This is a genomic window from Paraglaciecola sp. G1-13, assembly GCF_055809255.1.
This window is the reverse complement of record NZ_CM147903.1, coordinates 1,142,024-1,156,478: the sequence shown is the minus strand read 5'-3', so window position 1 is coordinate 1,156,478 and position 14,455 is coordinate 1,142,024. Positions and strand designations below refer to the sequence as shown.

The 14,455-nt window shown below is 45.7% G+C and carries 11 protein-coding genes; 3 read left to right on the top strand and 8 right to left on the bottom strand.

The genetic code is table 11. The annotated features are described in order from the left end of the window. Window positions 1–129 precede the first annotated feature (129 nt). Entirely contained in the window at window positions 130–1,413 is a 1,284-nt protein-coding gene (locus AC0L6N_RS04815; protein ID WP_473479380.1) for a cation:proton antiporter, read from the bottom strand. 424 nt (window positions 1,414–1,837) lie between these two features. Continuing rightward, entirely contained in the window at window positions 1,838–2,377 is a 540-nt protein-coding gene (locus tag AC0L6N_RS04810; RefSeq protein WP_473479379.1) for a hypothetical protein, read from the bottom strand. A 434-nt stretch (window positions 2,378–2,811) separates the two neighbouring features. Here AC0L6N_RS04810 and AC0L6N_RS04805 point away from each other — a divergent pair, with 434 nt between their 5' ends. Next, window positions 2,812–4,143 carry a Na+/H+ antiporter NhaC family protein gene (locus tag AC0L6N_RS04805; RefSeq protein ID WP_473479376.1) on the top strand — a complete coding sequence of 444 codons (1,332 nt, stop codon included), beginning with the start codon at window positions 2,812–2,814 and terminating at the stop codon, window positions 4,141–4,143. Window positions 4,144–4,234: 91 nt separating this feature from the next. Here AC0L6N_RS04805 and AC0L6N_RS04800 read toward each other — a convergent pair whose 3' ends face one another. The 3 genes from AC0L6N_RS04800 to AC0L6N_RS04790 all read right to left on the bottom strand — a co-directional run bounded on the left by AC0L6N_RS04800 (window position 4,235) and on the right by AC0L6N_RS04790 (window position 7,503). Continuing rightward, window positions 4,235–6,016, bottom strand: a complete 1,782-nt coding sequence (locus tag AC0L6N_RS04800; RefSeq protein WP_473479373.1) for an alpha-amylase family glycosyl hydrolase — start codon at window positions 6,014–6,016, stop codon at window positions 4,235–4,237. Beyond that, window positions 6,013–6,438, bottom strand: coding sequence for a GlcG/HbpS family heme-binding protein (locus AC0L6N_RS04795; RefSeq protein ID WP_473479371.1), 426 nt, complete (start codon window positions 6,436–6,438; stop codon window positions 6,013–6,015). Before AC0L6N_RS04795 ends, AC0L6N_RS04800 begins: the two co-directional genes overlap by 4 nt. An 87-nt stretch (window positions 6,439–6,525) precedes the next feature. Then, entirely contained in the window at window positions 6,526–7,503 is a 978-nt protein-coding gene (locus AC0L6N_RS04790; protein WP_473479369.1) for an aldo/keto reductase, read from the bottom strand. Window positions 7,504–7,650: 147 nt separating this feature from the next. Between AC0L6N_RS04790 and AC0L6N_RS04785 the strand changes: the two genes are divergently transcribed. Further along, window positions 7,651–8,532 (top strand): LysR substrate-binding domain-containing protein, encoded by an 882-nt coding sequence (locus AC0L6N_RS04785; RefSeq protein ID WP_473479367.1) that lies wholly within the window; start codon window positions 7,651–7,653, stop codon window positions 8,530–8,532. 96 nt (window positions 8,533–8,628) lie between these two features. Here AC0L6N_RS04785 and AC0L6N_RS04780 read toward each other — a convergent pair whose 3' ends face one another. Both AC0L6N_RS04780 and AC0L6N_RS04775 read right to left on the bottom strand, forming a co-directional pair. Continuing rightward, complete coding sequence (locus tag AC0L6N_RS04780; RefSeq protein WP_473479365.1) at window positions 8,629–10,677, bottom strand: oxidoreductase; 2,049 nt, start codon at window positions 10,675–10,677, stop codon at window positions 8,629–8,631. A gap of 31 nt (window positions 10,678–10,708) precedes the next feature. Further along, window positions 10,709–11,584: a crotonase/enoyl-CoA hydratase family protein gene (locus AC0L6N_RS04775; protein WP_473479362.1), complete on the bottom strand. Its 876-nt coding sequence runs from the start codon at window positions 11,582–11,584 to the stop codon at window positions 10,709–10,711. A gap of 134 nt (window positions 11,585–11,718) precedes the next feature. Here AC0L6N_RS04775 and AC0L6N_RS04770 point away from each other — a divergent pair, with 134 nt between their 5' ends. Continuing rightward, window positions 11,719–12,345: a TetR/AcrR family transcriptional regulator gene (locus tag AC0L6N_RS04770; protein WP_473479360.1), complete on the top strand. Its 627-nt coding sequence runs from the start codon at window positions 11,719–11,721 to the stop codon at window positions 12,343–12,345. Here the strand turns inward: AC0L6N_RS04770 and AC0L6N_RS04765 are convergent. After that, window positions 12,342–13,889 (bottom strand): AMP-binding protein, encoded by a 1,548-nt coding sequence (locus AC0L6N_RS04765; protein ID WP_473479358.1) that lies wholly within the window; start codon window positions 13,887–13,889, stop codon window positions 12,342–12,344. The two genes, AC0L6N_RS04770 and AC0L6N_RS04765, sit on opposite strands and share 4 nt — an antisense overlap. Between the last annotated feature and the right edge of the window lie 566 nt (window positions 13,890–14,455).

Genomic DNA, 14,455 nt, shown 5'->3' with positions numbered 1-14,455 from the left:
CAATAGGGAACGAATAAACGTCTAGCTTACTCGGTAAATCAACTGAGTAAGCTAGACGTTAGTCTAATGACTTATTCGCTTTTTCTGGCCTGAAAGGTCAAGTATCAAACGCACAGGTGAGCAAGATGCCTAATTGTTAGACTCAGCAGCGGCAATACTCTTCTTGATCAAAGGAGAAATGGTTAAGCCTTGTACCACGATGGAAAAAATAACCACTATGTAGGTCACAATGACCATTAAATTATGCAAATTATGACCATTGCCTAACATAGTGTCATTGGGAATAGACGCCGCCATCGCGAGCGCTAAACCACCTCGTAAACCACCCCAAGTCAGAATACGTACCGAGTTTAAGTCGTAGCGCCTAAACTGCCTAAAGACTAAGTAAGGAGTGCCAACACTTATGAAGCGCGCGAATAACACGGCGGGGATCATACAAAGACCAATCAAGATCTCGTCTAATGACAGGGTCATACTGACAATCAGCATGCCGATCAGTAAGAACAACAAAGCATTTAGAAAGGTATCTGTGGCATGCCAGAAGTTCTTGATAAAGCGGATACTAGAAATTCGTGCTAAAGGCGCACCTTTTGAGCGGGTGACATTGCCGATGAAAATTCCGCACATCACCATCGCCAGCGCACCTGATACATGCAATGCGATCGCAAGCGCATACCCCGCAGACGGAATGGCCAAGGTGACTAATAAGCGAACGTTAATATCTGGACTTTTTATGATCAAGTAATGGGCAATCACCGCCAGCACTAAACCAAAAATAATTCCCCCTACCGCTTCTGTTAAGAACAGCTCAGCAACGCTGCTAACTGTTGGCTCAACACCGCTAAATGCAACAGCAAACAGAGTAGAAAAAATAACCAAGCCTACCCCGTCATTGAACAAGGATTCTCCTTCGACTTGAATCGAAATGTTTTTAGGCGCCTGCATTTGTTTAATGATCGCGAGCACAGCGATGGGATCTGTGGGGCTGATAAGCGCACCGAACAACAAACAATATATAAACGGCACATCCCAACCAAATTGCGCTAAAACAAAGGCGCTTAAATACCCGACTATGATGGTAGAAACAAGGGTAGAAAACAGCACGAGTATGGTGATTTCCCATCGCTGGCGACGCAAAGCGCGTAAATCAATCTCCATAGCCCCTGCAAATAATAAAAAGCCCAACATGCCATTAAGCAGAATCTGGTTAAAGTTTAGTCTGCTGACCACATTGATAAGCGACTGAGCAGAGTCATCCCCCAGCAGTTTAACTGCTAAAATCAATAACAGAGAAATCACCACAGAGCCCGTCGTAATAGCGATAGTCGTTTGCAGTTTAAGCACGAATTGATTGGTGAAAGCGATAAGGACAGCCAGTGCCCCTAAAAAACAGATCAGATTCCAAGCGTCCATGGACGTTCCTATAGATTAATTGGCTTGTGTGTTGTTGTCGACGTCATGGCAGAAGCGCCAAGGAGAAAACTGAAGCGCACTGGTTTCAGCTGCACAGATTCGACATAACAATTAGGTATTAATTTGACGCGGGGATAATACCCCATGCCATTTAACGCGCCTGTTAACATTGATGCGCAAAGTGTTATGGAATGTAACTTCATGAAAAATTTTCAGCTTAGAGAAGCATTGTTATTTGAAATTGTTTTAATTAGACAACCTTTCAAAGTATCTGATAGTTGATGAACCACTCATTGAGTGATTAAAACGCTAGAGATACGAGAGAAGATACTTTGGCGATTTCATGTGTTGACATGCGCACTCGTGAACCACGAATGCACGTGCCAAGGCCTACCGGAAGAATCTGTACGACAATTGCGTTTAGTTATTGCTTTAACAATGCTAAACGTGTGCCTTCCATTTCCTTAAGAGCTTCTTCTTCGTTAACTGCAACCAAGTAGGGTTGCGGTGAACTAACCACATCATGCTTGAACTCCAACCTAAAGTAATACGTGGCTCCAGCAGATGCTGAGAAAGTATGGAGATCTTCTAATTCAATTTTCGAATTCGTCTCGTGCGCGTTTGCGGCGCCAATAGTATCCATAACGACGCCTAACGGACTGGTTGGAATGTATGTCGGGGTAGTCCTTAAATCAGCTTTAAGTGACAGCGTTTTAGGGGTTGAATCAAAAACAAAATAGGTATTGGTCGACATAACCGCTAATTCAGTATCACCTTCAGTAATTAGCCACGAAAAGGCACTACCATAAAGCTGTTTGTTTTTATAAATAAATACGCGTGCTTTGTTGGTATCAACAGCTGAATCTTGCATTACATACGATTCACCAACGGGCTTTGATGCACAACCAAACAGAAAAGCAGCTGCAAGTAATATGGCATGTATTTGAATAAGACTAAATTTCATCCTTGTTCCTCTTACTATTTAAATGTAATAGCTTCAAACGTAATAGCTCTAAATGTAACAGCTCTAAACGTAATAGCTTCCGATAACGCCATGCTGCTACCGCTTGTAATCACTATCGATTGGCAACTATCATTAGGGGAATATTTTTGGGCCAATACAGGTTAATTCAACATGAGTGACTATTCAACTAAATTCAATATCTTGGAAACGTTTAAAATCTAATACGGCCAAGCGAATCGAATACAATGCGCCAATTTTCTCTTCGACAATTTCTATTTCCGCTACGTAATTAGTAAAGCCATTAAACAGATATAATGTTTATATTCACGCAAGCACCTGATCATATTGAAAAATATTGCTATTTAACTAACTAAACTTGCTATTTTCCCCCAGATGGTTAGTATTTTAGACGTCTAAACGTCCATGGTAAAATTATGCAACCTCCTTCACCTTCGTTAAACCCTTATTCGACTGGCGCTAAACTCGCGCTATTGCCACTGCTCACCTTCTTGGTGCTGTTTTTGGGTGTCGGCTTTTATTATCAGGCGCAAGGCGTGGAGTATGCTTTTTACCAGTTGCCCTCCCCGTCAGCATTGCTGCCTGCGGTGATACTCGCTGTATTGCTGTCAAAGGAACCCCTTACCCAAACCATGGCGCGATACGTCGAAGGAGCGGGTCACAGCAATATTATCACCATGTGTTTTATCTATTTATTAGCGGGTGCGTTTTCCGCCGTGGCTAAAGCCACTGGGGGAGTAGACGCAACGGTAAGCCTAGGGCTGAGTATTATTCCTGCCCAATTTATCTTACCTGGATTGTTTTTAATCGCGGGCTTTATTGCCACCGCTATGGGCACATCTATGGGCACACTTGCAGCCCTTGGCCCAGTGGGGTTGGGCGTGGCCCAAGCCACTGGTATCGAGCCCGCTTTGGTGGCAGGCGTATTGGTCAGCGGCGCGATATTTGGCGATAACTTATCAATCATTTCTGATACCACTATCGCCGCAACACGCACACAAGGCTGTGAAATGCGCGATAAATTCAAGGCTAATTTACACCTCGCTTTACCGGCTGCCCTGATTGTTATCGTACTATTGGTCGTACTAGGCGAAACCGGCGAAGCAAATATCCCCCAAGGCACCAACGGCTGGCTAGCCCTGCCCTATGTAATGATTTTAGTGTTGGCGGTTGCCGGGGTAAATGTGTTCGCAGTGCTGGTGATTGGTATCTTGTCTAGCGCAATTATTGGTATGAGTATCACTGATTACCAACTGGTTGCTGTGGGGCAAGATGTATATGCCGGTTTTGGCCAAATGCAGGAGATTATGATCTTGTCGCTGATGCTCGGCGGATTATCCGAACTCATGCGCCAACAAGGGGGGATCGATTTCTTGCGAGCGTCCATCAGCAAGCTTATTCGCGCTTTATCGTTACCCATTAAAATTGGCAACTCGTTGGGTATCGCGGTACTTATCAGCGCCTTAAATGTCTGTATTGCCAATAATACCGTATCGATTATTGTCGCCGGTAGCACGGCGAAAGCTCTCGCAGAACAAGGCGGTATTGAGCCCAAGCGCAGTGCCAGCTTGCTTGATATTTTTGCTTGTGTGGTACAAGGGCTAATCCCTTACGGCGGGCAGTTATTAATTATTGGCGCAACGTTTTCACTGTCGCCAGTAGACGTCATTCCCTATTCGTTTTACTGCTTTATTCTTGCTGGTGTTACCTTACTAAGCTTTATTTGGCGCGCTAAAAAAGCACGTTAAACCATATAAAAAGGCTTACGCGCAGAGGTTAATGCATCGATTGTGCAATAACATCTGCGGCTTTTGCTGATAAAAATAAAGGCGTTTACGTTTATTTGGCTTGGTACAAAGCGAAGCTCAGTTCAGGTACGGTCACTTTAATCACACCATCGCTTAAGTTGAACCTAGTCGCTTCAACCAGCCCTTCATAATGTGTTGATTGCGCGGCCAACGTCAAGCTAGCGGCTTCAGTACCGGCATTAAACACCGCTAAATACTCTTTGCCTTGTGGCAATTTACGAGCAAATGCAAACATCATCGAGTCCTCATTAAAATACCGACTCTCATATTGCCCTCGGCGCAATGCCTCATGTTGATGCCTGAGTTGCGCTAAGTCACCCAGCGCCAGATAAATCGGGTGCAGAGGATCAAAGTTATCATCCGCGGTGCTCGCGCTGCTTCCCAGTAATGGATCGTCGTTGTCGCTGGCCACCAAAGAAGGGAACATATCTTGTCTGGCGTTTACGTCATTACCGTCACCGGTAAACCCCTGCTCGTCTCCGTAATACACAACAGGTATACCGCGAGATAAATACATAAACGCATGAGATAAAATACTGCGTTGCAGTTTTTCTTCGTTGCTAGCATCAGGTACCCCTTGCTCGATAAAGTAGCCAGTGCGGCCCATATCGTGATTACCTAAAAAAGTCATTAATAAATCCGCTTGGCTGTCTTCATCTGTATATAAATCATCCTGAGCGAATAAGGCATCAATAGTCTGAGGATTATGTTTGCGATAGAACACGTCAGCAGCGGCTTGCTGAAAACCAAAATCCAGCACGGATGGCAACTTACCTAGTGTAGTAAAGCGGCTTAATTGCGCTGGGTCTGGGTCATACACTTCACCGAAAATATGAAAATTAGGGATGCCCTGCTCTTGCGCGTAAGCCATTATCGAAGGGCTGAACGTCTGCCAAAATGGCATGCGCACATGGCGCACTGTATCAATTCTGAAACCATCGGGTTTAAATTCTTTGATCAAATCTTTGTAGATTTCGATCATGCCCTGCAACACCTTGGGGTTTTCTGTATCTAAATCATCGAGTCCATTGAAATCACCGTTTAACGAGCTCTCCCCTGTAAAGGTAGTATCCCCCTGGTTGTGGTAAAATTGCGGATCGTTTAGCCAGGCTGGCACTTTTACAGTTTGTTCGTTAAGCGGCACGAAAGGCGTGTAGTCGTCACCCTCAGCAAGCTGCTGTAAAGATTTATACAAGCAGTGGTTCTCTGCCTTAAAATCACCGTTGGCATGATGGCACTCTTCATACTTCACCACGTCGGCAGTGTGATTAGTGATGATATCGAAAAACACTTTAATGCCTTTTTCATGTGCTGTGGCAATTAGGCTTTTAAGGTCATCGTTCGAGCCGAAATGCGGATCGATCTCTGTGAAATCCACTATCCAGTAACCATGGTGGGCAACGCCATCCCTTTGAACCGCTTTATTGCGCAAGATTGGCGTCATCCAAATGGCGGTGATCCCCATGCCTTGCAGGTAATCAAGTTTCTGCTCAATGCCCTGCATATCACCACCATGAAAACCTCGGTTTGAGGTTGCATCGAAGCCACCAACAGAAATACCGCCCTCTACAGCCCCATTATCATTGCTTGAGTCACCATTGTTAAACCTATCCGGCATCACGAAATAAAACACATCGTCGCGCACATCACGCAACAAATAGTTATCGTTTGGCAGTTTGTTGTTCGCTTTACCGATGCCAGCGACCTTGCTCTCGCTGTTTACTGTGTGCTGCGTATCCTGATTTTCGGCGGTGCCGCAACCAGCAATAACCATAGCAAAAAGAATAAGTGATAATGCTTTGCTCAATATCATGCTGCAGTGTCCTTCATCTTAGCTTTTACAGTAAAACCGCAATCTTCAATTGCCGCTATTCCTAAGGCTTCATCTTCTAATTCGCTTAAACCGCTCACGCCGACTGCCCCCACACACTTTGTATCAACAAATACTGGCACACCACCTGCGATCCCAGTAAATTTAGCATCATTCCAATATCCCATGTCTTTATGGGTTTCTTGCGCCCACGTGGCAAGTTGGCGCGTAGTTTGTCGCTCTCGTGCTGCAGTATATGCCTTGGTTTGCGCCAAGACACCCGCTTGCAAGCTGGCGTCATCCATACGACTGAAGCACAACAGTTCACCGTGTCCATCGGTGACACAAATCGCGATGTGTTGATTATTTGCACGCGCCGTTGTTATGGCTGCTTGCATCATGTTTGTTGCTGTATTTAAATTCACTAAAGCGCTCTTTTGTTTTTATTTGCTGTTAATTGCGGTTGCTAGCTATTACTCAATGGTATCTGGTAATGAATAAGTACACCCTTATTACGGTAACTCATGGCCTTTAGCACTTTCATACAAGGCGTACCAATGTTCGCGACTGAGCTGAATATTCATGGCTTGGCAAGACGCCGCGATCCGCGCACAGTCTGTAGTACCAATAACGGGTTGTAGCTGCGCAGGATGTCGCATTAACCAAGCGAGCACTATCGCTTCAGAGCTTGTGTTATAGACACCAGCTAGGGTTGCGACCAACTGACTAGTGCGTTGTACGGCATCCGATTGCCCCTTTACATCACGCCCTGAATACACGCCCTGGGCTAAGCTCCCCCAACTTTGTAGTTGTATGTTTTGACGGCGACAGTATTCCAACGTACCCGACGTAAAATTGATGTGGCGCCCTTCACTGTTCCCCGCGTAAACGCCTTCATCGATCCAGTCTTGTTTAAGTAAACTGGCTTCAATTTGATTGGCCACTAACGGTTCATCCAATGCGCGTTGCAAGAAGGCGATTTGATGATGCTGCATATTGGACACGGCAAAATGATGTACCTTGCCTTCACGCTTTAAGGCCTCAAACACCCGAGCAATTTCTTCAGGTTGCATCAGAGGGTCCGGTCTGTGCAGCATAAGTACATCTAAATAGTCTGTGTTTAAACGTTGTAAGCTGCTCTCAACCGAGGCTTCGATCCAATCTGCTGACAGGTCATACCGTTTTGGGCCATTGGCATCCGCAAACCGGATCCCACATTTCGATTGAATATAAATTTGTTTACGTAACTGCGGGCGCTCACTAAGTACCTTGCCAAATACCTGCTCGGCTTTACCAAGCGTGTAGATATCTGCGTGGTCAAAAAAATTGATCCCTGATTCCAAAGCGGTATTCACGCAATCATTAGCCTGTTCGACATGCGCGTCAGTAATGGGTGAATCATCCCAATTGCCACCAAGGCCCATGCAGCCATAGGCAATTGAACTGACATTGGGTAAATAGTGAGCTAGGGGGAAATACGAACTTGTCATGACAGTCTCTTAAAGGAATATAGTGATTGAGCACAGTGTAGTGAGTTAACAGCAAAGCAAAAGAGTGAGTTAGTGAAAACATTATTTGATATAGCGAACAATGGAGCGCTAGAATATCGATATTATTTTCCAGTGTGAACGTTTGCCATGAGCCGTGAACATAAAAAGTTTGAACGCTTAATTTTATTCAGTGAAGTAGCAAAGCAATTAAGCTTCACCCGCGCAGCACAAGTGCTTTCAATATCCCGTGGGTATTTGTCAGAGCAAATTCGTAAGCTTGAACAAGACATGGATAAACATTTATTTATTCGCTCTACACGTCATGTATCGCTCACCGAGGAAGGGGCGCAATTATTGGCTGGCATGAATCAAATAAAGCGCTCACTACTGGCCCTAGAGCGTGAAGTTCGCCACGACAATGATGCCCTTGAGGGCGAGCTACGCATCACCGCACCCAATCAATTTACTCAACGTTATATACTGGATTTATGCGCTGAATTTCAAGCGTGCTATCCCGCAATTTCCGTCAGTGTTGATTGCAGCTACACCACTTACGACCTTTCTCAGAATGATTTTGATTTAGCCTTTAGAGCGACCAAAACGCCCCCACAAAACATGGTTGCTAAGAAACTATTTGATTATCGTCATACCTGTTGTGCCAGTCCTGAGTATTTAGCTAAACACGGCGAACCCAAGCGCATTGAGGACTTAGGGGCGCATATTTGCTTAAGTCAGTCGCCTAAGACCCACTGGCAATTTGCTGAGCACAAGGTGAATATTAATAGCCCGCTAGCAGTTAACGACAATTTTATTCTTAAGAAGCATGCCATGGCTGGAAAGGGCATTATTTTAGTGCCCGAATATGTTGTCGAACAAGAGGTTAGCTCAGGTGAGCTGGTTCCTTTGTTGGGCAACGCATTAAGCCCAGACTTTGCCATGTATCTTATTCATCCCCAATTGATCCATCAATCCGCTAGATTAAAGGCATTTATTGCCTTTACTAGAGAGTACTTTGATAACAGAGGTTGAGGATTACTGAATAGGAGCTGCCATAAAAAATCCCCATTACCGGCAATCAGTAATGGGGATGTCACGTTTGCTCATGCGCGCAGTGTGAGTATGCGTTTACAATGCAGCCGCTAAACGAGTACCTTGATCGATTGCGCGTTTCGCATCAAGCTCGACAGCGACATCAGCACCACCGATTAGATGATACGGCTTGGTTAAACCTTCCACTAATTCTCGCAGTGGCTCTTGGCCGGCACAAATAATAACGTTATCTACGTCCAGCACTTGCACCTCTTCATTCACTTTAATATGAATACCTTGGTCATCAATTTTCAAGTACTCACAACCGGCTACCATGCTCACGCCTTTACTCAACAAACCAACGCGATGCGCCCAGCCCGTGGTTTTACCCAGGCCTGCGCCTACTTTGGTGGTTTTACGCTGTAGTAAGAAAATTTCTCGTGGCGAAGGTGTTGGTTGGGGTTTAACACCTTCAATACCGCCACGAGAAGAAAAGGTCATATCAATGCCCCACTCTTTCATAAAGGCAGGAATATTCAAGCTAGTTGACTCGCCCGAGTGGGATAAAAACTCAGATACGTCAAAACCAATACCACCAGCGCCAATCACAGCCACTTTTTTGCCTACCGGTTTGTGCTCTTTAATGACTTCAATGTAGGTCATGACTTTCGCATGGTCGATACCTTCAATCGGTGGTGTGCGTGGCTCAATACCTGTTGCCACAATCACGTCATCAAAATCGCTATCGTTTAAGTCACTTGCGCTTACGCGTGTATTGAGCTTAACGGTCACATTGTGTAATTCGAGCTGACGTTTGAAGTACCGAATGGTCTCATAAAACTCTTCTTTGCCCGGCACTTGCTTAGCAATATTGAATTGCCCACCTAGCTCATCGGCAGAATCAAACAAGGTCACCGAATGACCTCGCTCAGCTGCGGTTTTAGCCGCTGCAAGCCCTGCAGGGCCAGCGCCAATAACGGCAATTTTCTTGGCAGCTTGTGTGGGGAGTATATTTAACTCTGTTTCATGGCAGGCTCTAGGGTTAACCAAACAACTGGTCATCTTGCCTTCAAACACGTGATCCAAGCAGGCCTGGTTACAACCGATACAGGTATTGATTTCATCAGAGCGGTTTTCGATAGCCTTAATAACAAAATCAGGGTCGGCTAAAAACGGGCGCGCCATAGACACCATATCAGCATCGCCCCGGGCGAGCACTTGCTCAGCCACTTCAGGGGTGTTAATACGATTCGACGTGATAACCGGAATAGACAATGATTCGCGGAATTTTGCTGTTACCCAAGTAAATGCAGCACGTGGGACTTTGGTTGCTATGGTAGGAATTCGTGCTTCGTGCCAGCCAATACCCGTATTAATGATGGTCGCACCGGCTTTTTCAATCAACTTACCTAGCTCAACCACTTCTTCATAGGTGGAACCACCTTCTACCAAATCAAGCATTGATAAGCGGTAAATAATAATGAATTTCTCACCTACGGCTTCACGTACACGGCGCACGACTTCAAGGGGTAATTTAATGCGGTTTTCGTAACTACCACCCCACTCGTCGTCACGTTGGTTAGTACGAGCAGCAATGAATTGGTTTAAAAAATATCCTTCAGAACCCATGATTTCAACACCATCATAACCGGCTTTTTGCGCCTGAGTTGAGGTGAAAATGAAATCTTCTATCTGTTTTTCAATCCCATCGTCATCTAAAGCCTTAGGCTTAAATGGATTAATAGGCGCTTGCACCGCCGAAGGCGCAACCAAATTCGGGTTGTAAGCGTAACGACCGGTGTGCAGAATTTGCATACAGATTTTGCCGCCTTCGTTGTGCACCGCATCCGTGATGACTTTATGGTGAGCCACTTCTTTATCGTTGCTCAAGCGTTTGGTATTTTGGTGTGTTGCGCCCTCATCGTTGGGGCCGATGCCACCAGTCACGATTAGGCCCACACCACCTCTGGCACGTTCAGCGAAAAACTTCGCCATGCGTTCATGGCCGTTAGGCGCTTCTTCGAGGCCAGTATGCATTGAGCCCATCAATACACGGTTTCTTAATTTAGTGAAGCCTAAATCCAGTGGCTTAAGAAGATTTGGATATACACTAGCGCCTGCTAGATTTGCTGTTGATGTCGTCATTTTTTGGTCCTGTTTTGTTCTGAATCAGCGCTTACTTATTACGCTGCATACCACTGATATTCTTATGTAATTCTTCGTAAACGGGTTTGCGCTGCTCTTTCGCCGCGCTCATGGCTTCTTGTATATCCGGCATTTGGAACATACCTGTTTGCCATGTAGCCATGTAGTTCAATGCATCTGCTACGGTATGGTCACGGGTGTAGTTAATCATCTCTTTACAACCCGCTACGGCGAGAGGCGAATTACTGGCAATTTTGGCCGCTATTTTCATAACGCCTGCGAGTAAACTTTCTTGGTCAGCAAATACTTGATTCACTAAACCAGACTCTTTGGCTTCTTTAGCGCCCATGTTACGACCGGTATAAGCCAGTTCGCGCACCAAGCCCTGAGGAATAAGGTGCGGTAAACGCTGTAGTGTGCCCACATCTGCGGTCATGCCAATTTCAGTTTCTTTAATTGTGAAGTAGGTATCTTCGGTGCAATAACGACTGTCTGCTGCGCAAACCATGTCAACTGCACCACCAATGACACCGCCCTGCATCGCCACTAATACAGGCATGCGAACGGATTCTAGGGCATTAAAACTGTCTTGCAGTTCGAGCACCATGCGACGCATTCGCTCACCTCGACGAGCAGGCTCACCCACAAAGTCCTTACCCATCTGGGTAAAAACTGACAGATCCATGCCTGCACTAAAATGTTTGCCCTGCGAGGAAATAACAATGACACGCGCTGCTGACTGTTCATCAATTTTGCGCACAGTGGCCGGCAGTTCATGCCAAAAGATGGGGATCATACTGTTCAATGCTTCGGGGCGAGACAACTGAATATGAGCGATATGTTGGTCAATACTGACGCTCAAGGTTTCCAGCTTTGAAAAATCTAAATCAGACACGTTACTCTCCATTTTCCGGATTTTAGGTTGCTAATTAGCGCGTTTTCTCGTGAAAAACGATGTCACGCCCATCAGCCAGTTAAACTAGACAACGTCAAGATAAAGTCTTATTTTGACGCTGTCAAGATGTGTGGTAAATTATCATTATGCAAAATACATCATCTAAAAAAGCTTCCGCCAAAGGCAGCTATCATCACGGCGACCTTCGCTCTAGTTTGCTTGAAGCAGCGAAAGCCATGCTTAGCGAATCGGGCATTGAAGGCCTTTCTTTGCGCAAATTGGCGGACCGGGTGGGTGTTTCGCGCACGGCGCCCTACCATCACTTTAAAGATAAAAATGAGCTGCTGTGCGCCATCGCTCAAGAAGGTTTTGATCATTGGCATAGCAATGCTGAGCGTATTTTGGCGCAAACCGACATCAGTAACCGAGAAAAGTATCACCAGTTTTTTCAAAGCTACATTGGCTACGCCGCTGAAAACCCTGAAATGTACGACCTGATGTTTGGCCGCACAATTTGGAAGCAGAACAGCGCGACTAAAGATCTGCGCGCCATTGCTTACCCTAGCTTTCAGCGCCAAGTTGAAATGACCAAAAAATGGCAAGAGCAGGGTCTAATGTCACCACAAGAAGATACCCTTCGTCTTGCCCAGGTCACCTGGGGCACGATGCACGGCATCGCACGCTTATTAATAGACGGCATATACGCTGATCGCAGTCATATCGAAGAAATGTGCACTTGCGCAGTCAATTTATTTATTCGCGAGCCTGATTAAACATACGCTGCTCGTAAGCGTTGTTTAAATATTTTGCCGCTGTCTTCTCTTGGCAACTGAGCATGTAGCTCTAGTTTTTTAGGCCATTTGAAACGCGCGATACGCCCGTCCAAAAACTCACACACTTGCGCTATGTCTAAATGTTGATCTGGCTGACATTGAGCCGCCAACACTATCATCTCGCCAAATTCACTGTCAGGAATACCGAAGATTGCGCAATCGGCTATTTGCGGCATATGAATCAGAACGGCCTCTATTTCGGCGGGGAATATATTTGCGCCGCCTGAGATGATCATGTCTTTCTTACGATCGTTGATGAACAAGTATCCGTCGGCATCTAAATAGCCCATATCACCGAGTGTGGTGTAATTTTGGTAATGCAGGCCATCGAGCGTCCCCTGCGTATTGGTGTATTTAAACGGTCCAAACATGGGTAGATGTACGTAAATAGAACCTGATTCCCCCGTGGGCACTGGCTGCATAGCATCATCCAGAATAATTATCGAACCGCCTGCTATCGCTTTGCCTACTGAGCCGGGTTTCGCCAGCGACTCTTGAGATGAAATTAACGTCATAAAACCTAATTCACTGGCACCATAGGACTCAAAAAATATCGGCCCGAACCAGTCAATCATGCCTTGTTTAACATCAACAGGCCAAGCCGAGCCCGTGGATAATGCGTAGCGTAAACTCGACACATCGTATTTTTCACGTACCTCTTGTGGCAGCTTTAACAAGCGGATCATCATAGTAGGCACTATGTAGGTATGGGTTATTTTATGCTGCTGCACATCGGCTAGAAAGCGCTCTGGATCAAATTTAGGCTCGATAAATACAGTTACGTTTCCTGCCGCCAGGCAGCATAGTGTTAATGCATGTGGAGCACTGTGGTAAAGCGGCGCTGCTATATAGAAGCGATCACCGCGGTCTAATTGCATAAGCGCCTTTGCTAGACCAGCAAAGACAGTGTAAGGATCGGGTCTTTGTTCATCGTATTCGCGTTTAATGCCTTTTGGCTTCCCTGTACTGCCAGACGTATATGAAAACATGCCTCTAAAGCGCTCAGGCTGACTTTCTATTTCGGGGGTATCACTAAGCACTGCGGACAATCGTTCCCCATGGTTAGCAGCGCTGAGCCTATCGTCGGTCGAATTTTTTGCTGTGGGAACTACATCGGACTGTGCGTAGCGGTGATTGATAACGTCTGGCGTATCAACCACTAAAACGGCTAAATCTGGGGGTAGCGGTTGCGTAAATTGATCCAGTAGATTGCTGTGGCCGACTAATACTTTCGCGCCGCTATCACTAAGGATGGGCATTAATTCCGCTTGGGTGCCATGCCAATTCAAAGTGACATAATACGCCCCAACATAGCGACATGCCTCTACGACCTCGTAAAGCGTAGTATCGTTACGCAGTAAAATGGCAATTACGTCACCTGTTGACACCCCTTTGTTTTGCAGTATTTGAGCAATTTTTCTCGCTCGGGATAACATGTCTTCACGCTTTACTTGTTCACCCGCTAAATGAAAATGGCCTGACATTCGCTTCTCCTATCCTTGGTGTAGCGTCCCCTTCATTGCTTTAAGCAATTTTATCAACACCCAAGGTTTGATTAATAAATCGACAGTATCAGCAGGATAACCCAAGCAAGGCTTTGGTTTGCATCAGCATTTTAAATGGGAGGGTATATCTAAAGTGAATGGCCAGTATGCACTGCGCGGCTGCGACCTAGTAGAGCACTGGGTCCGGTAAAAAAGTGCTACTGCAAAAACCTCGTGCACTTAGCGAAAGGAATGCCAAGTGAACTTAGGCCTGAAAGGCAATGTTTATTGCGCGGAGCCTTGACGCTCACTCAGTGTTTTTTAATACCCTCGGGCAGCGCTGCGAAATCAAATGCCGCCTCATTTGAGAAGTTTATGCAGCCCTTACCGGTTTTTTTAGGGTAAACATTTTATACGCCGCATTGTATTGAGCCTGGCAAGTATAAACCAACAAATGATGTTTTTAATTAGCGGCGGCTATCCAGCCATACTCTGTTCTGCATGCGGGCATCTTATAATCCATAGGGAGACTAGCAAAAGGCGAACACAGTTCAATGCAGTTCATG

Coding starts and splice junctions, on each gene's coding strand:
- AC0L6N_RS04810 (WP_473479379.1), bottom strand. CDS start 2,377: ATGAAATTTAGTCTTATTCAAATACATGCCATATTACTTGCAGCTGCT.
- AC0L6N_RS04780 (WP_473479365.1), bottom strand. CDS start 10,677: ATGACGACATCAACAGCAAATCTAGCAGGCGCTAGTGTATATCCAAAT.
- AC0L6N_RS04790 (WP_473479369.1), bottom strand. CDS start 7,503: ATGACAAGTTCGTATTTCCCCCTAGCTCACTATTTACCCAATGTCAGT.
- AC0L6N_RS04785 (WP_473479367.1), top strand. CDS start 7,651: ATGAGCCGTGAACATAAAAAGTTTGAACGCTTAATTTTATTCAGTGAA.
- AC0L6N_RS04770 (WP_473479360.1), top strand. CDS start 11,719: ATGCAAAATACATCATCTAAAAAAGCTTCCGCCAAAGGCAGCTATCAT.
- AC0L6N_RS04765 (WP_473479358.1), bottom strand. CDS start 13,889: ATGTCAGGCCATTTTCATTTAGCGGGTGAACAAGTAAAGCGTGAAGAC.
- AC0L6N_RS04815 (WP_473479380.1), bottom strand. CDS start 1,413: ATGGACGCTTGGAATCTGATCTGTTTTTTAGGGGCACTGGCTGTCCTT.
- AC0L6N_RS04775 (WP_473479362.1), bottom strand. CDS start 11,584: ATGGAGAGTAACGTGTCTGATTTAGATTTTTCAAAGCTGGAAACCTTG.
- AC0L6N_RS04805 (WP_473479376.1), top strand. CDS start 2,812: ATGCAACCTCCTTCACCTTCGTTAAACCCTTATTCGACTGGCGCTAAA.
- AC0L6N_RS04800 (WP_473479373.1), bottom strand. CDS start 6,016: ATGATATTGAGCAAAGCATTATCACTTATTCTTTTTGCTATGGTTATT.